At 44.9% G+C, this 21092-nt stretch carries 16 protein-coding genes and 1 riboswitch; of the genes, 8 read left to right on the top strand and 8 right to left on the bottom strand.

Annotation, left to right across the window (positions count from 1 at the left end; genetic code table 11):
* Both argS and priA read right to left on the bottom strand, forming a co-directional pair.
* Positions 1 to 1755: an arginine--tRNA ligase gene (gene argS / locus FFR00_RS17910; protein ID WP_137674784.1), complete on the bottom strand. Its 1755-nt coding sequence runs from the start codon at positions 1753 to 1755 to the stop codon at positions 1 to 3.
* 188 nt (positions 1756 to 1943) lie between these two features.
* Complete coding sequence (gene priA, locus FFR00_RS17905; protein ID WP_137674783.1) at positions 1944 to 4148, bottom strand: primosomal protein N'; 2205 nt, start codon at positions 4146 to 4148, stop codon at positions 1944 to 1946.
* A gap of 241 nt (positions 4149 to 4389) precedes the next feature.
* On the opposite strand from priA, the gene rpmE reads away from it, so the two are divergent.
* A complete protein-coding gene (gene rpmE, locus FFR00_RS17900) occupies positions 4390 to 4602 on the top strand; it encodes a 50S ribosomal protein L31 (RefSeq protein WP_016399703.1) in 213 nt (70 codons plus the stop codon).
* Positions 4603 to 4680: 78 nt separating this feature from the next.
* On the opposite strand, the gene FFR00_RS17895 is transcribed toward rpmE, so the two are convergent.
* The 3 genes from FFR00_RS17895 to metJ form a co-directional block, all read right to left on the bottom strand.
* Positions 4681 to 5775, bottom strand: coding sequence for a DUF4062 domain-containing protein (locus tag FFR00_RS17895; protein WP_137674782.1), 1095 nt, complete (start codon positions 5773 to 5775; stop codon positions 4681 to 4683).
* Between the two features lie 395 nt (positions 5776 to 6170).
* On the bottom strand, positions 6171 to 6539 hold the full coding sequence (locus FFR00_RS17890; RefSeq protein WP_306766898.1) for a hypothetical protein: 369 nt from the start codon (positions 6537 to 6539) through the stop codon (positions 6171 to 6173).
* 228 nt (positions 6540 to 6767) lie between these two features.
* Complete coding sequence (gene metJ, locus FFR00_RS17885; RefSeq protein WP_137674780.1) at positions 6768 to 7067, bottom strand: met regulon transcriptional regulator MetJ; 300 nt, start codon at positions 7065 to 7067, stop codon at positions 6768 to 6770.
* Between the two features lie 153 nt (positions 7068 to 7220).
* Here metJ and metB point away from each other — a divergent pair, with 153 nt between their 5' ends.
* Both metB and metL read left to right on the top strand, forming a co-directional pair.
* A complete protein-coding gene (gene metB, locus FFR00_RS17880; RefSeq protein WP_137674779.1) occupies positions 7221 to 8378 on the top strand; it encodes a cystathionine gamma-synthase in 1158 nt (385 codons plus the stop codon).
* 29 nt (positions 8379 to 8407) lie between these two features.
* Entirely contained in the window at positions 8408 to 10819 is a 2412-nt protein-coding gene (gene metL, locus FFR00_RS17875) for a bifunctional aspartate kinase/homoserine dehydrogenase II (protein ID WP_137674778.1), read from the top strand.
* 153 nt (positions 10820 to 10972) lie between these two features.
* On the opposite strand, the gene FFR00_RS17870 is transcribed toward metL, so the two are convergent.
* Complete coding sequence (locus FFR00_RS17870; RefSeq protein ID WP_137674777.1) at positions 10973 to 13042, bottom strand: alpha-amylase family glycosyl hydrolase; 2070 nt, start codon at positions 13040 to 13042, stop codon at positions 10973 to 10975.
* 277 nt (positions 13043 to 13319) lie between these two features.
* Between FFR00_RS17870 and fabR the strand changes: the two genes are divergently transcribed.
* Positions 13320 to 13940, top strand: a complete 621-nt coding sequence (fabR, locus tag FFR00_RS17865; protein ID WP_137674776.1) for an HTH-type transcriptional repressor FabR — start codon at positions 13320 to 13322, stop codon at positions 13938 to 13940.
* A 9-nt stretch (positions 13941 to 13949) separates the two neighbouring features.
* Complete coding sequence (locus FFR00_RS17860) at positions 13950 to 14288, top strand: DUF1422 family protein (protein ID WP_137674775.1); 339 nt, start codon at positions 13950 to 13952, stop codon at positions 14286 to 14288.
* A gap of 509 nt (positions 14289 to 14797) precedes the next feature.
* Here FFR00_RS17860 and trmA read toward each other — a convergent pair.
* Positions 14798 to 15901: a tRNA (uridine(54)-C5)-methyltransferase TrmA gene (trmA, locus tag FFR00_RS17855; protein ID WP_137674774.1), complete on the bottom strand. Its 1104-nt coding sequence runs from the start codon at positions 15899 to 15901 to the stop codon at positions 14798 to 14800.
* 146 nt (positions 15902 to 16047) lie between these two features.
* On the opposite strand from trmA, the gene FFR00_RS17850 reads away from it, so the two are divergent.
* The 3 genes from FFR00_RS17850 to murI all read left to right on the top strand — a co-directional run bounded on the left by FFR00_RS17850 (position 16048) and on the right by murI (position 20258).
* Positions 16048 to 17223 carry a DUF5610 domain-containing protein gene (locus FFR00_RS17850; protein ID WP_137674773.1) on the top strand — a complete coding sequence of 392 codons (1176 nt, stop codon included), beginning with the start codon at positions 16048 to 16050 and terminating at the stop codon, positions 17221 to 17223.
* A gap of 56 nt (positions 17224 to 17279) precedes the next feature.
* A riboswitch (cobalamin riboswitch) is annotated at positions 17280 to 17506 on the top strand.
* Between the two features lie 35 nt (positions 17507 to 17541).
* Positions 17542 to 19392 (top strand): TonB-dependent receptor domain-containing protein, encoded by a 1851-nt coding sequence (locus FFR00_RS17845; RefSeq protein WP_137674772.1) that lies wholly within the window; start codon positions 17542 to 17544, stop codon positions 19390 to 19392.
* Positions 19393 to 19472: 80 nt separating this feature from the next.
* Positions 19473 to 20258, top strand: coding sequence for a glutamate racemase (gene murI / locus FFR00_RS17840; RefSeq protein ID WP_137674771.1), 786 nt, complete (start codon positions 19473 to 19475; stop codon positions 20256 to 20258).
* On the opposite strand, the gene FFR00_RS17835 is transcribed toward murI, so the two are convergent.
* Entirely contained in the window at positions 20255 to 20716 is a 462-nt protein-coding gene (locus FFR00_RS17835) for an RNA-binding protein (protein ID WP_137674770.1), read from the bottom strand. The two genes, murI and FFR00_RS17835, sit on opposite strands and share 4 nt — an antisense overlap.
* Between the last annotated feature and the right edge of the window lie 376 nt (positions 20717 to 21092).

Genomic DNA, 21092 nt, shown 5'->3' with positions numbered 1-21092 from the left:
TTACATGCGTTCCAGGGTGTCAATTCCTAGTAGTGATAAGCCTTGGTCAAGCACTTTAGCGGTAAGTGCCGCTAAACGTAAACGGCTGCACTTAGTGTCGCTGTCTACTTCGTCTTTAAGGATTGGGCAAGCTTCGTAGAAGGTCATGAATGCGCCGGCTAGCTCGTAGAGGTAGTTACACATCATGTGTGGCATACCTTTGTTGGCCACATTATGCACTGCATCGCTAAACTGAATGAGCTTTTGCGCCAAGGCGATTTCGGCTTCTTGCTCTAGCTTAATAGCCTGTTGCAAGTTAGCTACGTCAATCTCTGAGCGGCGAATAATTGACTGAATACGGGTGTAAGCGTACTGCAAGTAAGGAGCCGTGTTGCCGTTAAAGGCCAGCATGTTCTCCCAATCAAAGATGTAATCGGTAGTACGGTTCTTTGATAGATCGGCGTATTTTACTGCGCCCATGGCTATTGCTTTAGCTGCCACAACTTGTTGTTCGGCATCTAAATCGCGTGATTTTTCGGCCACAATGGTTTGCGCGCGTTGCTCGGCTTCTTCCAGTAAATCTACGAGTTTAACCGTGCCACCACTACGGGTTTTGAATGGGCGACCATCTTTGCCAAGCATCATGCCAAACGCATGGTGCTCTAAAGGTACTTCTTCAGGCACGTAACCCGCTTTACGAACAATGTTCCACGCTTGCATAAGATGCTGATGCTGACGTGAATCGATGAAGTACAATACGCGATCGGCATTTAAGTTTTGGTAACGGTATTTGGCACAGGCGATGTCGGTGGTGGTATACAAGAAACCGCCATCTTTCTTCCGAATAATAACGCCCATAGGGTCGCCATCTTTGTTCTTGTACTCATCTAAGAACACCACGGTTGCGCCGTTATCTTCTACTGCTAATCCCTGTTGCTTGAGGTCGCTAACAACTTCGTTCAACATAGGGTTGTACATGCTTTCGCCCATCACATCGTTTTTAGTTAACGATACGTTTAAGCGATCGTATACCGCTTGGTTATGGCTAAGGGTTACATCGACTAACTTGCGCCACATGGTATTGCAATATTCATCACCACTTTGCAGTTTAACCACATAGTTACGGGCGCGTTCGGCAAACACTTCGTCGCTGTCGTAACGTGCTTTTGACTCCCGATAGAATACTTCTAAATCGGCTAGCTCAATGTCGCCAGCGTCAGTGCCGCGCGCTTCAACTTCTTCAAGATTAGCGATAAGCATGCCAAATTGTGTACCCCAATCACCAATGTGATTAGCGCGAACTACTTTATGGCCTAAAAACTCTAGAGTGCGAACAACCGCGTCGCCAATAATGGTTGAACGTAGGTGGCCTACGTGCATTTCTTTGGCTACGTTTGGTGCAGAGTAATCCACAACAATCGTTTGAGTTTGCTCGGCTGGTTTAACGTTGGCAGTTGCAGAAGTGGCCATGGCTTCAACTTGCGAAGCTAACCAATCGTTATTCAGGTAAAAATTAATGAAACCAGGGCCTGCGATATTGGTTTTTTCTACCAATGTAGATGCTGGCAGGTTGTCTACGATTAGTTGAGCCAGTTCACGCGGGTTTTTACCCGCAGGTTTGGCAGCCATTAGCGCAAGGTTGGTGGCTAAATCCCCATGAGCTTTATCTTTGGTTCGGTCTACTTGGATCTTTGGTTCGAATCCTTCAGGAAGCACCTGCTGTTGTTTCAGGGCTGTGACCGTTTGTTCCAGAAGTTGTTGAATAAGCTCTTTCATGTAGGTTGACACCAATCTCGCGTAAATAGAATGTACAAAGCGGGCATTTTACCGACAATTTGTGATGAAAACTATCTCTTATCTTGGCTAATTAAGCTTGGCTTTCAACATCAAGGGAAATAGTCGTTAATCCTAGGTGTTAAAGGCTGCGAGATAGATCCTCGCCACTTGGAAAAACACCCACTTATTTATTGCATGTCGTAGGGGTCAATATCTAGCGACCAACGCACTTTTCGGCTCAATTTTAAGCGTTCTAGTTGTGGTAATAAGCGATAAACCAACTGATGCAAATTGGGCCGCTGTTCAGCTTGAACCAAAAGTTGCATGCGGTATTTACCGGCTCGGCGAGCTTGTGGTGCAGGAGAGGGCGGAAATACCCATGTATCGCCTTGCTGCAATGGCTGAGCTAGCTGATAAAGCTGCTGGCTTAGCTCATTCACTGCATTACCGTCTGCCGCTTCAAAGCGGAATAAGGCTTGAAAGCTAAAGGGCGGTAGCTCGGTGTCTTTGCGCTCGTTTAAGGCAAAGCGAGCAAAGTGTTGGTAACCGTTGTTGATAAGATCTTGCAGTAATTCATGCTCGGGGTGATGCGATTGCAGCATCACCTTACCTAACAGGTTGGCTCGACCGGCTCGACCGGCAACTTGCACATAAAGCTGGGCTAAGCGCTCAGGCGCGCGAAAGTCAGAGCAGAATAGGGCGTGGTCAATATCGAGCAATGCCACCAAGGTCACGTTGGGAAAATGGTGGCCTTTGGCGAGCATTTGGGTGCCAATAAGAATTTGATACTGGTTGCTATGAATATCGTTGAGCAGCTGCTCTAAACTACCTTTACGGCGAGTGCTGTCACGGTCTATACGTGCCACTTTGTATTCAGGGAATATTTCCAGCAGCGCTTCTTGTAGCTGCTCGGTACCTAAACCTGTCGTCACTAAGTTGGTGGAGCCACATTGGGTACATTGGTGAGGTACCGCTTTTTGGCTACCACAATGGTGACAGGCTAAATGGCGAGGTTGCTGATGGTAAGTAAAGTAAGCTTCGCAGCGCTCACACTCACACACATGACCACATTCATGGCACAACAACGCCGGGGCATAGCCGCGACGATTAAGAAACAGCATTACTTGGCGGCCAGCTTTTAACTCAATGCGCATGGCTTTGATCAACGCTGGCGATAAACCTGACGATAGTGGCTGTTGGCGAATGTCTAACAATTGCTGCTCGGCTAGAGCGGCGTTACCGGCTCGCTGTTTTAACTCTAAATGTGAATAGCGGCCACTAAGCGCGTTATGCAAACTCTCTAATGAAGGCGTAGCTGAGCCAAGCACAATAGGCGTTTTTTCCATGCGGGCGCGCACAATGGCTAAGTCGCGAGCGTGATAGCGAAAACTGTCTTGCTGTTTAAACGAGCTGTCGTGTTCTTCATCAATGATTATAACACCGGGGTTAGCCATAGGGGTGAATACCGCAGAGCGGGTGCCAATAATGATGCCGGCTTCGCCGCTTTTTGCTTTAAGCCAGGCACTTAAACGTTCGGTATCATTTAATCCAGAGTGAATAGCAAAAACCGGCACTGTAAAACGCTCAGCAAAGCGGGCTAAAGTTTGCGGGGTTAGGCCAATTTCTGGCACCAGCACTAAGGCTTGTTTACCTTGCGCAAGTACCTCGGCAATCACGTTTAAGTAAACTTCGGTTTTACCCGATCCGGTAATGCCCTCAATCAGAAAAGCCTGAAAGCTGCCTATGCTTTGATTGATGGCCGCCACTGCAATGGCTTGCTCTGAGTTCAGCTGTAAAGATGCGCTTTTATTGGTGTCGTGTTTTGACCACGTTTTTGCTTCAGGGCTAATGTCGATTTTCTTAAGTAGGTCTTTATCCAGCAAAGCCTTTAAGGCGGTGCGAGAAAGCTCTTGCTGCTTGCATTGCTCGTCACTTAGCTGGCCATTAGTTTGCTGTTGTAAATGGCCTAGCACTACGCCTTGTTTCGGCGCGCGGCTAAAGCTACTTAAATCGGCTTGTTTACCTTGGTCTGTAAGCTGCCAAGCAACAACGCTTTTGGCTTTGGCTGGCTCGCCTTTGCGTAAAAGTGCCGGCAAGGCTTGGCTGATCACATCGCCCAAGCTGTGGTGATAATAAGAGCTGGCCCAGTTCAGTAGCTTAAATAGGCTTTCTGGCAATAGTGCTTGTTGGTCGAGCGATTCAGTAAAAGCCTTGAGTTTGTCTTCTTCAATGTCGCTATCGCTGGGGTGCTCAATCACTAAACCCACTTTTTCGCCTTTACCAAAGGGTACCTTTACGCGACTACCAATCACTGGCAAAGGAGTACCATCAGGTACGCTGTAATCAAATAGGCGACGTAGCGGAATGGCTAAGGCAACACGAACTATGGACACTAATGAATGAACTCTAGGAAAAAACCTGCCTCATTCTACTGGCAGAGTGTGCAAAGGGGCAAATGGCACGTGAGGTGTTTTTTTAAACGCTTATTGTTATATCTTGCTTGCTAAGCGTGTTGGCTTCTTATATGATCCGCCACCTAAAAATTTATAGGCTCTGATAGAGTTGCTTTCGTATGGTGTTTGGTGTCAATTGTGGCGACCAGATGGCGATACGGCCCAAGTATTGAGGTAATCCATGAAAACTGATATCCATCCAACTTACGAAGTACTTACTGCTACTTGTTCTTGCGGTAACGTAATCGAAACTAAATCTACTCGCACTGGCGCAATGTTCCTAGACGTATGTGACAAATGTCACCCGTTCTACACTGGTAAGCAACGTAACGTTGATACCGGTGGTCGTGTTGATCGTTTCAACAAGAAATTCGCTGTATTGGGCAAAAAATAAGCCAGTCTTATTTACGCTACACAGCAAACAAAAAGCGCCTAAGGGCGCTTTTTTTGTGTCTGGAAACCTATGTGATTTTTATTCGTTCACAGGGTAAGAAACTATGTATCCATTTTCATCTATTGTGTAGATTTGCTTTTCTTTTAGCCATGCCTGAATCAAAAAAATATCTTCTGGGTGCACTGAAAAATGTCGAATGTCACCTGTTCGGTATGTACCGCCAACTAATGGAAACATTGGAACAGCCTCGTTTGAAGTTGATAGAGTGGTATCAAACACGTACTCTTTGATTAGAATTCCTATTTCTCCTTCAGAGCTAACCTGCCTAATTTTCTCTTCAACTATGTGTTTTAGTTTGCTTATATCTGCATTGGTTGAATACGAAGATTGGATGAATCCGTTGCCTCGATATCTAAACTGCAAAATAGAATATCTTATTTTCCAAAACTCTTTTCCTGTAGGCTGGCTATCAATAGGGGAGTTAAGTACAGGTATACTGGATAAAGCTCCAATCCCACGAGCAATTTCGAGTTCTAGCCGTTGAACTTTCCTATTTAATTTCTCATTTTCACTACTCAAACGTTGGGAGAGTAGGTTATCTGTTGATGAGTCTAAAGCTCTTATCCAACCAGGCATTGGATGCGAATTAATTAGCTCATTTATAGCAAAAGTTACTTTAAGAGCGAGGTCTTCCGGAGACTCCCAGTATGAACACATTCGGTTATTGTTTTCAACGACACTTCTAAAAGCTGAATAAAGTTCTCTTCCATGATCAGTTCTTTCTACTTTACTAGCCTTTAAGTCTTCTGGGTCTTTAAACAAGAAGCTTATAATCGGTATATTTTGGGTTATAGCATAGTGATATTCGTGATGAGTAAAACTACGAGACACTTTTCTAGACCTCTTAAAGCCGAATTCATCTCGGTAAGGCTCATTGATTTCACACTCACTCCCGTATCTTCCCCCAAGAACAAGAACAAGAACAAGAACATAATAGTCGCATTCGTCTATGAGACCTTTTATGAACTCCCATTGAGTTGTGTTGGTAGATGGGAAAAGTTCCATTCCGACTGGAATGCAGTTGCATTTTAGCAAGTTTTCAGAGACGAACTTTCTTTCATCTTTCAAATCATCGTAAGTCGAGCTAACAAAAACCTGATATTTCTTTTGCATATGATTCTCTCTAAAACTGTTGATCTTTGGTCAACTCTTCCTGTTCAATACCTTATCATTTAATTGTATTTTGATTGCGCTCTACCTTCATAAATGATGATGTATTTGTTATTTAGAAATAGACATGCTTATTGTGCGGAGTATTTTCCCACCATTATCGCCGAGTTGCGCAGGCGCGCTTTAAACTGAGCATCGAGGGTTTAGATAATGCGGGGCGACCTTTCTTTTTGCTTCGTTTTTCTTTGGTCGCCAAAGCAAAATGACGTCGCCGTTAGGCGAAACTGATTCGTTGAGCTAACAGATGAGGGATAAAGAGAATGGAGGCGAGTGTAGCCTTAGGTAAGATAAAGCAACAAAAGCCGCTTAATCAGCGGCTTCGTTTTATCAATTAGTTCTTAGTTGTTGGCTTCTTCTCTCTGCTCTAAAGAGCGAGTTTTACCCAAAGTCCAAGTGTCATAATCTCGCAGCAAATAGAGTGCTAAGCATGCGGCTAGCATTGGCCAAGCAGCAAAGAACAATAAGTTATTAAATGGGTCTAGATACTTAGCAAATGAAGAAAATGTTGAACCAGCATGCAGTACCAACACTGCAAGGTAGGTGATGTTTTTCCATAAACCTAAGGTAAAGGCTGCGATAAAGGCCAGTTGTGCAAGCCCCATGGCAATAAGTGTATTGGTGGTTAAATTTAATCCGTAAAAGCCAGAGAACACTTTTATTGCATGCTCTGGTACAAGTACTTTATCTAAGGCCCATATTGTAAACACGAGGGCAATGCTTAGCCTTAAACATAAAAGACCAAGTGATAGCTTTGAGGCTAACTGAGGTGGGTACGACGTTTTCATCCTTTTACCTATTTTAAGTTAAGAGCCTGTTTACAGACCGGTAAGCCCCCAAATTGATTACAGTTTATGTGTAATAGTTGGTGAAAATAATTTGTTATGCGCTGGGTTTAGGCAATAAAAAAGCCGCTCGGTGAGCGGCTTTGTAAAATCTTAATCTTCTTTATTGAGTTCTGCTTGGGCGGCTTTTTCTAACGCCGGGTCGGGCTTATCTTTTTGTAAGTCGGCATCGTCGGGCAGCGGTTGGCCTGTGTAGGCATGAAGGAAAGCCTCACAAAGCAGTTCGCTATTGGTGGCGTGACGCAGGTTATTAATTTGTCTGCGAGTACGCTCGTCAGTGAGTATCTTTAATACCTTAAGCGGAATTGATACTGTGATTTTTTTAACTTGTTCACTTTTTTTACCGTGTTCAGCGTAAGGGCTGATCCACTCACCGTTCCATTCTGTCGACATACTACAATACACACCAAACCAAAGAGACCCTATTGTAACGGGGGAAATGCGACTTAGCAATCCAACAGCAAAGACATTTAGACGTCTAGAAGTGTTGACGTCTTTTTTGCTGGTGGTAAAGTGGCAGGATGAATTGAGGGAGTAGATCAGCAAATGTCTTTAAAAGATCTTCAAGCTGCCACTATAGCAGTGCGCAGCGGTATAGAAAGTGATAGCCAACACGGCGCAGTAGTGCCGCCTATTTATTTGTCTAGCAATTATAGCTTTGCTGATTTTAATCAGAAGCGTCAGTTTGATTACAGTCGCTCTGGTAATCCAACCCGTCATATTTTGGCTGAGGCGATTGCCGATTTAGAACATGGTGCTGGTGCGGTGATTACTAACACCGGTATGTCGGCGGTTAACCTTGTTACAGCCTTGCTTGAGCCGGGCGATTTATTGGTTGCGCCGCATGATTGTTACGGTGGTAGCTACCGTTTATTCGACAGCCTAGCTAAGAAAAATGCCTTTGAAGTGGCTTTTGTTGATCAAAACGATTACGCAGCGTTGACGCAGTTATTGGCTAAGAAGCCCAAATTAGTGTGGTTAGAGACCCCAAGTAACCCTTTGCTTCGAATTGTAGACATTAAAACTATTGCCGAACAAGCACATGCCGCAGGTGCTTTAGTAGTAGTGGATAACACCTTCCTTTCCCCGGCTTTGCAAACGCCAATTTTGTTAGGTGCCGACATTGTGGTGCACTCGGCCACTAAATACATTAACGGCCACTCGGACGTGGTTGCCGGTATGGTGGTTGCGGCCAACGAAGAACTGGCCGAGCAATTGGCTTGGTGGGCTAACTGTTTAGGGTTAACGGGTTCGGCTTTTGATTCCTACCTTACTTTGCGTGGTTTGCGCACACTAAAAGCTAGAATGAATGTGCATCAAGAAAATGCTCAAGCCATTGTGGCTTGTTTGCAGCAGCAAGGCGTTGTGGGCAACATCTATTATCCTGGATTACCAGAGCACCCAGGGCATGCGCTGGCGCAAAGTCAGCAACGCGGTTTTGGTGCTATGTTGAGTTTTGAGCTGGAACTTGAAGAAAGCCAAATGGTTAAGTTTCTTAAAAACTTACAATTGTTCTCTTTGGCGGAATCTTTAGGTGGGGTAGAGAGTCTAATCGCTCACCCTGCTACCATGACTCACGCGGCGATGTCGGCTGAAGCCTTAGCGGAAGCGGGAATTTCTAACCAGCTATTACGGGTATCGGTGGGTTTAGAAGACGCCCAAGATTTAGTTAATGACTTACAACAGGCCTTTGCCTCGCTTTAAGCGGGCTAAAAGTTGTAGAGAGGTATTCGGTGTCGGTAAATAGACATGTTCACAAATTTGGTGGTAGCAGCTTGGCTGACGCGGGATGTTTTAAGCGTGTAGCCAATATTGTTGCCCAGCATTCGCAAGCCCAAGATTTGATTGTGGTCTCTGCCGCAGGTAAAACCACCAATCGCTTAATCAACATTATTGAATTGGCTCAGCAAGCCGACGACGCCACTGCTGAAGCGCTACAAGCGTTGATTGAGTTTCAAGGTAAGTTAGCCAAAGAGTTGCTTAGCAAGCTTACCGCGCAATCGCTGGTTCAAGCCTTAGACACTGAGCACCGCTACATTGCCAGTATTCTAGAGGGTGAGTTAGACACCTTTAATACTAATGAGGTTCTGTCGTTTGGCGAGCGCTGGTCTGCTCGCTTATTGGCTGCTTTGCTTAGCGAAAGCGATTGCCAAGCCGAATGGTTAGACTCTCGCGAGTTTTTCAAGGCCGAGCTATCGGCGCAGCCGCAAGTGGACGTTAGCCAAAGTACACCATTGTTAGCTAAATGCTTGGCGGCGAAACCTGCATGCCGAATGGTGGTTACCGGCTTTATCTGTAGTGATTGCCAAGGTCGAACCGTCACCTTAGGGCGTAATGGCAGTGATTATTCTGCCACTGAATTAGCCGCTTTAGCCAACGCAATATCAACCACAATTTGGAGCGACGTTGCTGGCATTTACAGCGCTGATCCACGCTTGGTGAAAGATGCTCACTTGCTCGAAAACTTAGCCCTAAAAGAGGCGGCTGAGTTATCGCGTATTGGCAGCTCAGTATTACACGCGCGCACCCTAGAACCACTTGCGAGATCTAAGCAAAAAGTGAGTTTGCGCTGCAGTTATGCGCCGAATGATGGGCAAACTCTGATTCATCGCAAAGGCATTAAGAACAATACTGCAAAAATTGTTACTTCTGTAGATGACATCGTATTACTTGAGCTTACTTTCAGCCACGATTTTTCAAGCAATGCCACCGCGCTACTGGAGGCCTTAGCAAAAAGCCATTTAGCGCCGGCGACTCGCCACAAACACAGTGAAACGGGTTCTTTGCGAATGGCATATACCCGTGAGCTGGTTGATGAAGCCTTGAGCAGAATTGACCAATTAGCCGAGCAGTTTCAACTTAAACAAGTTGAGCGCAGCGAAGGGTTCTGTTTGGTTGCGTTGGTTGGAGCTGGAGTATGTGATAACCCGCAACAGTGCTATCAGTTTTTCCAACAGTTAGCTGAGCAACCACTTGAATTTATTCATTCAAGTGCCGATAAGCTCAGCCTATGTGCCGTGGTAAGAAAAATTACCTTAGAGCCTTTGCTTAAAGAGTTGCACACTAATCTGTTTAAACAAAAAACTAATCTAGGTCTGATTGTGTTTGGTAAGGGTAATATAGGTAGCCAATGGCTGGGTTTATTTGCCGAGCAACAACCGCAGTTACAACAGCAATACGGATTAGAACTGAGCTTAGCGGGAGTATTTTCTAGCCAAGCTGGTCACTTAAATTTTGCAGGTTTACATGCCGACGAGGTTTTAAGTATTGAGGCCGATGTGCCGCTTATTTGGCCTGAGTTATTTGATAAGCTGAGTCGTCACCCCTATGACGAGCTAGTGGTGGTAGATATTACCGCCAGTGAAGCGCTTAGTGCATATTATCAAGAGTTCGCACGCCGGGGTTTCCATCTCATAACTGCGAATAAACATGCTGGCGCTAGCGAGCAAGCAAACTATGCGGCTCTGACAAAGGCCTTTGCCGATCACTCTTGCCATTGGTTAAGTAATGCCACCGTTGGTGCGGGTTTGCCGGTGCAATCTAGCATTCAGCAGTTACGCCAAGCTGGTGACAACATTGAGTCTATATCGGGGATCTTTTCTGGCACCTTAAGCTGGCTCTTCCAACAGTACGATGGTTCTTTAGCATTTTCAGAATTGCTAGCGGATGCGCTTAATCAAGGCTTAACAGAGCCTGATCCTAGAGAGGATTTATCGGGTAAAGACGCACAGCGAAAGCTTCTGATATTAGCGCGAGAAGCCGGCTTGGAATTGGAGTTGAGTGATATTAGCCTAGAGTCTTTGGTGCCCGAGGATTTAGCTCACTTAGACTTAGAGGCCTTTCTAGATGCCATGTCTGAGTTAGATGAGCCAATGTTGCAAGCGTTTAACGATGCTAAGCGTCAAGGCAAAGTGATTCGCTTTTTAGCGAAAGTAGATGCTAAAGGCCAAGCAGAAGTAGGATTAGCGGCAATAGACGCTCAGCACCCTTTCGCAAATTTAAAACCCTGCGACAATGTATTTGCCATTGAAAGCCAGTGGTATAAGCAAAATCAACTCGTTATCCAAGGCCCTGGCGCGGGTCGAGAAGTGACGGCTGGTGCAATACAAGCCGACCTTGTGAACCTGTGTCAGTTAATGAGCTGAGAACAAAAAAAGGCCTCTTAAAACTTAAGAGGCCAAACAGGATATTAAGGGTGTTTACAAACGTTTGAAGGCAAACCTTCAGTCTAGTTTTAAGGGTTGCTAGAAAACCTTTCTTACAGTAAGAAATGGCCCTAAGGGCCACTTCTCTAACTTTTACTCACATTTGCTAACCATCATCGTACCCGAGGCTGATTCTGGTTCTGCATTGTCAAGTTTCAGGCTATAAACGTATTTTCCAGCCTCAGGAATCGTCACATTCATTTCTTTTCCTGAACCTTCAATTCGCGATACTGGAAGCGTTGTTCCTAACACAACCGTTTGAGTCGGCGTAGAAACTTCGAATCGCTTAGTGCTATCGTCACTCCATTCCGCTACAGCGTATTTGAAACCAAAGGCAGTCTCACTTGGTTCATCAAATACTAGCTGGTATAGGTTGTTACCTTTGTAACTAAGCTTGTGAGTATCAACGGCTGCCCAACCATTGTGAGAACCGCGGGCAAAAACGTCTTCGCCAATTGGTCCTGTTTCATTCGAGTCTGGAAGTGTACAGTCAGCTAGTTCGCCTTCACCAATGATTCCGCCTGTATCAGGGCCTTCTGGAGATGGGTCAATAACTTGGAAGAAGCGTGACTCTAAAGAACCAAGGGTAATTTCATATTCACCTGATGCCTGAGCTATCACGTCTTCAGTAATAAGATCGCGTAAGTCTCCATTACTACCAATTTGAGTGTCACTTACGGTAATTGTTTTTGGTGTGGTGCTAGTGTTTGCAAGGTATAGCGCGACATTATCACCTGATTGTTTATGGTCAAAGTAAACACTAGTCGCTTCTTCGGTCACAATGGCCGTGCGTTCACCTTTGTATAAGGCTGCGTGCTCAGAACGAATTTGCATCAGTTTGGCAATGTAATCGCGAAGGTCAGCTTGATTAACGTTAGCACTAAACAGTTCATTGTTGGTGCGATCGCCGTTAGGCAAACCTTCTACTTTGCCACTGTTACGAGCGACGTGGTCATCACATAAACCATCTGCTGCACAAGTAGAGTTGTCTTCTTGATCGGCAAAGCCAGGAACTTCATCGCCAATTTCTTCACCATAGTAGAAAGTAATTGGTCCTGAATAGGCAGCCAAAAATGCATTTGCTGCTTTATGGCGTAACCAATACTCTGATTCATTTGGTTCTGCGATGTTGCCGCGCTGTTGTAAGTCGCCTAAGCGGACTAAATCGTGATTAGAGATAAAACCATTAGGAACAGCGTGGTCAGGGTAGGCTGAGTGAGTACTAAACACACTGGCTAAGTTGCCCGCGCTATGGTTATTGCTGCCACTCTCTTCAACAGCATATGACTGAACAATGCGGTAACGACCAGGGAAGTCAAAGGCTGAACATAAGCCCGGTTGCTCGGCAGTACCATAAGCTTGTTCTGCAATTTCAGATTCACCTCTCCAAATTTCGGCTACCAGATAGCCCATAGGATTAACGGTTTCGCCATTCATTGTGTAAGTTTTCGCTTTAGAAGCATCTTCCACTGTTTTACGGATCTCACCCCAAGCACCAACCGGAACTTGATACGCTTGGTCTAAACGCCAACCGTCAATGCCTAGTTCGGTGATCCAATAAGAAGCCACTTCTTTATAAAACTCTAAAGTGTCGTTATCAGTACCCGGGTAGCTCACCGGGTTGTCGCTTCCTGACGGCGTTAAACCGTTCGGAGAAGGTGTAACGTTGCCTTTGTGATGACCAAATACGCCATCAAATATCACGTACATTCCACGAGCGTGAGCTTCATCAACTAAAGTGCGCGCTTGTTCCATGGTGCCAAAATTTGGATCAATGGCGAAGTAGTTGCGGGTGAAGTAGCCGGTAGCGTCTAGTTTAGAATCACCTTGAGAATCAAAGATAGGTGTCATCCAAACGGCATTCATGCCAAGGCCTTGAATGTAATCGAGAGAATCGATAATTCCTTGCAAGTCACCTTTGTGGTGGCTAGTGCCATAACCGTCATTATAGTCGTGACTAGAATCGCCATCGATAAATGCTTCGGTCATTACCTGGTATATACGTAGTTCTTTGGCTTTTTCATAAATAGCAGCATCACAGGCGTATGCTTGGTATTCATAATCTGGAACAGTAGGTGTGCCACCGCCGTCACTACCACCGCCGCCACAAGCGCTTAAACCGAATACTACTGCCATTGAGATGGCGCTTTTCGACCAATTCATTATTCATCCTTGCTAGGTACGTCTTATATAGATTGAGTTAATCACAGCGCAGCAAGGCTGGATACTTGGTATCGTTTTCAGGTTGATGGAATATTGACCTAGCTCGCATCTTTGGTTTTATTGAGATTATTGTTTTTTTATGAAATGCTTTTCAGTGAAAAATTCCTGAGTTGTATCATTTTGTGGTTAAAAGCTTGGCTTTAAGTTAAAGCTAATCTTCGATTTGGGTTTTATTCAGCTCGCGGTATGATGGTGCTGTTAAAATAAAGGGAAAACTATGAGTGGCGTTAGAGCGCAGCAAAAAGAAAAAACCCGTAGATCAATTATTGATGCTGCGTTTAGCCAACTAAGTGCTGAGCGCAGTTTATCGAGCCTGAGCTTACGCGAGGTGGCAAGAGAAGCAGGAATTGCACCGACGTCTTTTTATCGCCATTTTTCCGATATGGAAGAATTAGGCCTAACCTTAGTTGATGAAGGAGGCTTAACTCTGCGACAACTTATGCGTCAAGCACGGCAACGCATTATTGCCACTGGGGGGAGCGTTATTGGGACCTCGGTAGATACTTTTATGGAGTTTGTTTATAACAATCCCAATATTTTTCGATTGTTGCTGCGAGAGCGTTCTGGGACTTCACCAGCGTTTAGAGCGGCAGTAGCACGAGAGATTGCCCATTTTATCGCGGAACTGACCGACTATTTAGAGCACCAATATAAGTGCCCGCGAGATGATGCCCAGATGCAAGCTGAAGCGATGGTGATTTTAGTCTTCAATGCCGGAGCATCGGCTTTAGATCTGGCCGAGTTCGATAGGCAAGTGTTGGCAGACAAAACGGTTAAGCAGTTGCGTATAGTGGCTAAAGGTGCAGCGTTATATAATCGTACTCAAGCATTAAGCTAAGAGGTATATATGAAGGTAAAAAAGTGGCTATTGTTATTAGCGTTTATCGCAGGTTTGTGTGGCAATGCTAGTCTGGCTTTACTCACAGTGCCGGAATTGACGTTTTCAGTATTTCCGATTATTGCCTTTGTGCTGTCAATAATGCAGCTGTATCAACTTTATATGGAAAAAGATCTTAGCGAAGACTCTCCGCTGATGGGAGTCGCGGCCTTTTTGTTAGGTGCATTAGGCTATTCGGCTATGCTGCGGGCGCAGTTTCCAGACATAGGCAGTAACTTAGTGTTGTTGCTGATTTGCCTGTTTATTGGCTTATGGCTTATGTTCAAACTCGGCGGTTTTAAGCGTTAGTTTTGGTTGCTTGGCTTTACTGGTTTATTGCAGGTAGGTCTACCAGTTGCTTTGTAACTATTATCGCCTGCCTTTTGAGCATAGGATAAATCCGTTCACCACCCAAAAGCTCCGGTACTTTGCCGTTGGTGGCTACCAAGCCTTCACCTATTGATAAGGCATTTGAGGAAAAAACAGTTGTAACGAGGTAGGTAAGTTTCTGGCTGTTTAGCGAATTTATCGGCGCTTTGTTGGTTAACAATGTACTAATCGGCATTATTCCCGCGAACTAAGTATTTTTTCCTTGAAGGATCCCTCGGTGGTCTTGTTGTGCATGACTCAAACTATCCAATCTACCCTCTGCTTTGTCACTCCAATATAGGGTGTACTCGCAGGTTCTGCCGCTAAGCTAAAAAAGCTGAATATAGTGAGTAGAGTAGCAAAAGAGCAAGGGTGCATAAGCAATCCTTACTTAAATGGATCTCAAGCAACAGCGATTAAGATGCATTAATCGCTGTTGTTGGCTGGGTTTAACGGCGTTGTAAGTAGATGCCAACCTCTATGTGGTCGGTATAAGGGAACTGATCGAACAAAGCCCAATGGCTAATCTGGTGAGTTTTACTGAGTTCGCCAAGGTTGTTGTACAAGGTATTAGGGTTACAAGAAATATACACAATGTTGTCGTAAGCTTGCACCATGCCTAACGTAGCGTCGTCTAGTCCCGCACGTGGTGGGTCAACCAAAATGGTATCGCATTGATAACTACTTAAATCCACATCGGCTTCTTGTAAGCGGCGAAACTCTCGCTCACCCAACATCGCTTGGGTAAATTCTTCTGCAGACAAACGTAAAATTTTCACGTTATCTATTTGATTCACTTTTATATTGTATTGCGCAGCCTGCACCGAGGGTTTGGCGATTTCGGTGGCCAGTACTCGATTAAAGTTTTTAGCCAGCGCCAGTGAGAAGTTACCGTTGCCGCAATACAGCTCCAGCAAGTCACCTTGGCTAGAGCGAGTGGTGTTTTGCGCCCAATCTAGCATGTGCTGATTCACTACTGCATTAGGTTGGGTGAAGCTATTTTCTATTTGTTGATAAACAATCTCTTCGCCATTCACGCGAAGCACTTCATCAACACGATCATCGCTTAAGCACATTTTTTGTTTGCGTGAGCGGCCAATTAATTGAATTGAGAATTGTTGGCTAAGCTCGGCTTTAAGTTGTTCTGCTGCTGTGCGCCAGCTTTCATCAATGGGCTTATGGTAAAGCAGACTTACGATCGCCTCGCCACTCAAGGTTGACAGAAAATCTACCTGAAACAACTTGTGGCGCAATAGCGTGTTGCTTTTGAGCTTTTCAACTAATAAAGGCATCAGCTGATTGATGATTTCACTCGCTGGTGGAAAAGTGTCTACTCTAAACTTCTGCTTGGTCTTTTGATCAAACATAATGTAATAGAGGTCGTCGCCCTCGTGCCATACGCGAAACTCGGCGCGCATACGATAGTGTTTAGTCGGAGATGCGAACACACTTGGCTCGGGTGGAGAAAACTCGGCAAATTGTTCGCGACGTTTAGCGACTTTCTCGGCCAAGAGTTCTTGGTACTGTTCTGGGTAGTATGCGATAGCGCTCATGGCCGCTCCTGTGTTCTAGCAAGGAGCGCAATTTAAAGGCGCATGGCTTGCTTGTCCAGTTTATCTACAATAATAGTGATAAAATTTCTAAAGTTTTAAATTTGGTCGCCGATAAGCTGTGACTAGGGTAAATCCATGGAGGCTTTATGAACGAACTAAATGGCTTGGGTAAAACACCCGTGCAGCAATATGCCGAGCGCTTATTGCAACAGTCTGCGCCGGCGATCGAGAAAAGGAATAATCTCGCCGACGACAAGGCAAGCCTAAATCAACAAGGTGCTGTAGCCAGCCATGTATTGTTGAGTTCAATAGAAAAACACACTTTGTCGATGGCCACGGGCGGCGTTAGCTTACCTAAGCCGCAGCAAGTGAGTGTGTTTGATGCCGAAGAAGTGGCGAGAAATGTACTTAACTTTGTTGCTAGCTCTTTATATAGCGCAAAGCAATCTGGGATGTCGGAAGATAAATTGGCCGAGATGATGGCTCAAGCCCGTAAAGGTGTAGATATTGGCTTTGAAAGCGCTCGAGAAGAGCTAAGTGATGCGGGGATCCTTAACGAAGAGCTCGAGAAAGGTATTGATAAAAGTTATGACTTGATTCAAGACGGCCTAGAGAAAATAGAAGAGGGTGATTACGAGATTCAATCAGCACCTATTGCCAGCCAATTGGCCATGTCTAGTTCGCAATCTGCTAGCATGCAGTTAGAAACAGCGGAAGGCGATAAGGTCACTATTAGTTACGGCTCGCAATTAGCGGCAAGTTATAGCGAAAGTGGTTCGTCCTATCAGGCATCATTTGCGTCTCAGCAGCAATTTAGCTTCTCTGTTGAAGGTGATTTAAATGAAGATGAACTGGCAGCGATAGCCGATCTAATTAAGCAAGTTGATGAAGTAGGTCAGCAGTTCTTCTCTGGTGACTTAGATAAGGCTTTTGATCAAGCGCTAACGATTGGCTTTGATGAGCAGCAGCTAGTGGGTTTTGCGGTCAATTTTCAGCAGCAACAAAGTGTCGCGGTGAGCCAAGCTTATCAGCAGGCCGATGACAAAGCGGCTGGTGGATCAGATTTAGTGCCCGATCTCAGCCAGTTCTTAAGTTCTTGGCAAGACATTCAAGCTAAAGTGAGCGCCTTGTTTGCTCAGCCAGAGTCTACAACAGAAACCTTACTTGCTGGTATTTTACCGGTGTCTAGCCCAAGTGAAGAGAATGACAAACAAGCAGATATAGAACGCTTTAAAGGTTTCGCCGACAGAATGGCTGAGGCTTTGGCGATGTTTAATAACACTCCGCCTAATCAAGCGAACGAAAACGCCAATATTAGTTAATTTCATGTAGAGAAAAAGCCAGCCATTTTGTGCTATTAATCACATTAATGCTGGCTTATAATCTCGCCCGCTGTGGTGCTTAAGTAAGCGAAACTTAGGCTTAATAGGGAATCTGGTGGAACTCCAGAACTGACGCGCAGCGGTAAAGAGGAACGAAAGCTCAAGGATTGGCCCTTTCCAAGGATCACCAGACACTGCTTGTTTAGCCAAGCGGGAAGTCGTAGCCGTAGTACATGTAACCTGCCTCTAAGTCCGAATACCTGCCACATCGCACATGCTTACAATAGCAAAGTACTACGCGACGATTAGGATACATCGATGAAGAAGTTCATATTACTGGCTGCAGTTGCGCCAGCTTTTGGCTATGCCCAAGAAACCCCTCAAGAGCCTGCTCAAGAACAACAAGCCACCATGGTAGTTACCGCTAACCGTATGGAGCAAGCTGCAGCTAGCGTTATTGCCCCCTTCACGGTGGTAACTCGCAGTGAAATAGAAAGCAGTGGCGCCCAAGACATTGTGGATGTACTCAGCCAGCAAGTAGGTATTAGTGTTAGCCGTAATGGTGGTAAAGGCCACAGTGAAAGCGTATTTATTCGTGGTTCGGGTTCTTCGCAATCGTTGTACCTTATTGATGGCGTACGAATTAACACCGCAACTTTAGGTGGTGCTCAGTTAGGCCTGCTGCCTCTTGAGTTTGTCGAACGAATTGAAATTTTACGCGGTGCACGCGCGTCTGTTTATGGTGCTGACGCAGTGGGTGGTGTTATTAACATTATTACTCGTCCAGAGTTTGGCAGCGAGTACCATGGGCTTAAAGTTGCGGTTGGAACAGAAGCCACCGCTAAAATTGCTGGCCGCGCGAGTGGTTTAATTGGCAGCTCAACCCAATATAATGTGGTGCTTAGCGCTGATAAAAGTGACGGCTACGATATTCGCCCGCAAGACACATTAGACGAAGACTATGGTTATAGTACCTTTGGTGGATTGTTTAGCATTGACCACCAATTTAACCAATCTTGGCGCGGTCGTGTTTATGCCATCCATAACGACGGTGAGTCTGAATTTATTCAAGGTGTAAAGTACCTCAACAAGCATCAGCAAAGTGTATATGGAGTTAGTGCTAATTACGCTGCTAACCAATGGTCTAGTGAACTGGGCTTAAGTTACCATCAAGATAAGTCTGACAGCGCTGAGGCAAGTAATTTCGTTAACCCTAACCGCTATGCAACCGAGCGCAAAGCCGCTAACTGGCTGTTAGGTTACAAACTAGATGAACAGTGGTTATTGCAAGGTGGTCTTGATTACCAAAGTGATGACATTTCTGGTTCTAAGAGTGCTTATAAGGAAGAAAGCCGCGACAACAAAGCCGCGCATATTGGTGCTCGAGCAGACTACTTAGTGCATATCTTAGAAGCTAGCGTTCGTTATGATGACAATGAGCACTATGGTGACCATACCACCTATAACTTAGGATGGGCATGGCAGCTTCAATCTGATCTTCGCTTTAATGCGTTACATGGCACTGCATTTAGAGCGCCTACTTTTAACGACCTTTATTACCCAGGCAGCGAAAATCCGAATATTAAAGCTGAAACCTCTACTAATACTGAGTTTGGTTTTGCTTTAGATTTATTGCGTAGCCAGTGGCAATTTAATGTGTTCCGTAACGATGTAGAAAACCTCATTGCTTGGGGCTGTGTAGCTCGTTGTGATAATGACTACAGTGGCCCATCAGATACTTGGCCCTTATGGACACCTGACAATGTTAGTGATGCGCGTATTCAAGGTATCGAAATTCAAGGTGACTTTTCTACTGCTTGGGTAAACCATAGAGTGATTGTTGAATACCTTGATCCAAAAGACCGCAGTACCAATAAAAACCTTATTCGTCGCTCTGAAGAGCAAGTGAAGTATAAAGCAGATGTTTATTGGTCTGACTTACAAGTGGTTGTCGATTTCTTATGGAGTGGTGAGTCTTATGAAGATGCGGCTAACACCAAAACCTTGGGTAGCTACTCGGTATGGGATCTTAGTGCTAACTATCGTTTCCAAAATGGGCTGCGTTTAGATGCAAAACTACGTAACTTATTCGACCAAACGTATTCTACAGCACAAAACTATCAAGCCCCTGGCCGCACGGTAGAAGTGGGTGCGAGTTACAAGTTTTAAGCTAAACGCTTAACAATGGCCGTCAGCCCTAGCATTGGTTACACTAGGGCTGATTTTTATTGGGGTTTATTGGTACAACAATGCATGTTCTTGTTTTTGATTCTGGTGTCGGCGGGCTGTCTATTCTCGAAGAGCTTCAGCAACTTAATCCAGAACTGCAGTATAGCTACCTATTCGACAACCTTTTTTTCCCCTATGGCGAGTTAGCCGACAATCAACTCGTGGAGCGAGTCTTGGGCTTGCTAAAGTTAGCTGTTCATCAACTTAATCCCGATATCATTGTCGTTGCCTGTAATTCAGCTAGTACTTTATCTCTTCCTTATTTACGAGAAACATTAACTATTCCGGTGGTGGGTGTTGTGCCTGCGATTAAGTCAGCGGCTAAGCTAAGCCAAACTAAGCATTTTGGCTTATTGGCCACGCCGGGAACGGTAGAGCGGAGCTATACAGAACAATTGATTAATGATTTTGCCGCAGATTGCCAAGTCGAATTAGTAGGGTCTACATCATTGGTGCAGTTAGCTGAGCAAAAACTGGCAGGCGAACATATTACACTAGAGGCTGTTAAAGCAGTTGTAGAGCCGTGGCTATCGATCAAGACATTAGATTGCGTTGTGCTGGGGTGTACTCATTTCCCGCTATTAAAAGAAGAGTTACAACAGGTATTAGGAGAGAACGTTAAACTTGTCGATTCTGGCTCAGCTATAGCCAAGCGAGTACAAAGCCTACTTACAGATACTAGTAAACCGAATTTAATGCAAAAAAAAGCGGAAACCCATGCATATTGCACAGAGCATTCCGCTAATTCTGATTTACTTAAGCAACTACAGCACTATGGCCTACATAGTTTGCAGCTATTAACTTAAGCCTCTTTACGTTCGTTTGCTTCACGTACCTTCAAGGTGCGTTGCTGAAACTCTTGCTCGTTCAATGCTTCTACAGCTTTAGGTGCGTCTTCAGCTGCCATTTCAACAAAACCAAACCCACGGCGTTTGCCGGTTTGCTTGTCTTTTAATAAGCGAACGGAAACTACTTGCCCGTAGTCAGAAAACAACTTACGAATCGCCGACTCGTTTGCACGGTACGGCAAGTTACCTACGTATAGTGTTTGGGTATCAATAGCGTCAGCAGAATCGCTAGCAGATGAATCTGAATTTGACTCTTCGCTAGAGGCTGAACCGGAGCTTAATAATACGATGGCGCCACCTACTATTACTGCAACAGACAGATAGATAGGTTCAAGAGATGCTACAGCGCCAGCGACAAAGTATGCAGCTATAGCTGCTGCAACTAAAATGACAATGGATAAACTGGAATTTTTCATAATAAATTCAATGCTCAATGTATTCGGAATAATGGAAAGCAACTTATTTAACAAAATTGCGACATCATGTTAGCCAGCTTTTTGTCGATAAGCTAGAAAATGTACAATTTCTCTTTCAGAAATTTGCTAAAAGACACAATTACTTTTAATTCATAGGTTTGATGGGCCTTAAAACGTCGATTTTGTGGATAAGTTTGTGGGTAAGGTGTGGCTTAGTTGGGGGCTACTTAGGAACCTTAATTTTATTACGATTTTCTTCAAAAAACGCTTGCACCAAAATCGCGGATCCCTATAATGCGACTCCACTGACACGGCAAGCGGCGCTGCAAAGCGATGTAGAAACGATGTCAGGGTTGGTAAGGCCTGAGGCTTTATT

The organism is Agarivorans sp. Toyoura001, assembly GCF_005405585.1.
Classification (GTDB): Bacteria; Pseudomonadota; Gammaproteobacteria; order Enterobacterales; family Celerinatantimonadaceae; genus Agarivorans.
This window is presented reverse-complemented; position numbering and strand designations above follow the sequence as displayed.

What these genes read in the sequence shown, in the direction of transcription:
- argS (WP_137674784.1), bottom strand. Translation starts at nt 1,755, where the DNA reads ATGAAAGAGCTTATTCAACAACTTCTGGAACAAACGGTCACAGCCCTG.
- rpmE (WP_016399703.1), top strand. Translation starts at nt 4,390, where the DNA reads ATGAAAACTGATATCCATCCAACTTACGAAGTACTTACTGCTACTTGT.
- FFR00_RS17895 (WP_137674782.1), bottom strand. Translation starts at nt 5,775, where the DNA reads ATGCAAAAGAAATATCAGGTTTTTGTTAGCTCGACTTACGATGATTTG.
- metJ (WP_137674780.1), bottom strand. Translation starts at nt 7,067, where the DNA reads ATGTCGACAGAATGGAACGGTGAGTGGATCAGCCCTTACGCTGAACAC.
- metB (WP_137674779.1), top strand. Translation starts at nt 7,221, where the DNA reads ATGTCTTTAAAAGATCTTCAAGCTGCCACTATAGCAGTGCGCAGCGGT.
- FFR00_RS17870 (WP_137674777.1), bottom strand. Translation starts at nt 13,042, where the DNA reads ATGAATTGGTCGAAAAGCGCCATCTCAATGGCAGTAGTATTCGGTTTA.
- fabR (WP_137674776.1), top strand. Translation starts at nt 13,320, where the DNA reads ATGAGTGGCGTTAGAGCGCAGCAAAAAGAAAAAACCCGTAGATCAATT.
- FFR00_RS17860 (WP_137674775.1), top strand. Translation starts at nt 13,950, where the DNA reads ATGAAGGTAAAAAAGTGGCTATTGTTATTAGCGTTTATCGCAGGTTTG.
- trmA (WP_137674774.1), bottom strand. Translation starts at nt 15,901, where the DNA reads ATGAGCGCTATCGCATACTACCCAGAACAGTACCAAGAACTCTTGGCC.
- FFR00_RS17850 (WP_137674773.1), top strand. Translation starts at nt 16,048, where the DNA reads ATGAACGAACTAAATGGCTTGGGTAAAACACCCGTGCAGCAATATGCC.
- FFR00_RS17845 (WP_137674772.1), top strand. Translation starts at nt 17,542, where the DNA reads ATGAAGAAGTTCATATTACTGGCTGCAGTTGCGCCAGCTTTTGGCTAT.
- murI (WP_137674771.1), top strand. Translation starts at nt 19,473, where the DNA reads ATGCATGTTCTTGTTTTTGATTCTGGTGTCGGCGGGCTGTCTATTCTC.
- FFR00_RS17835 (WP_137674770.1), bottom strand. Translation starts at nt 20,716, where the DNA reads ATGAAAAATTCCAGTTTATCCATTGTCATTTTAGTTGCAGCAGCTATA.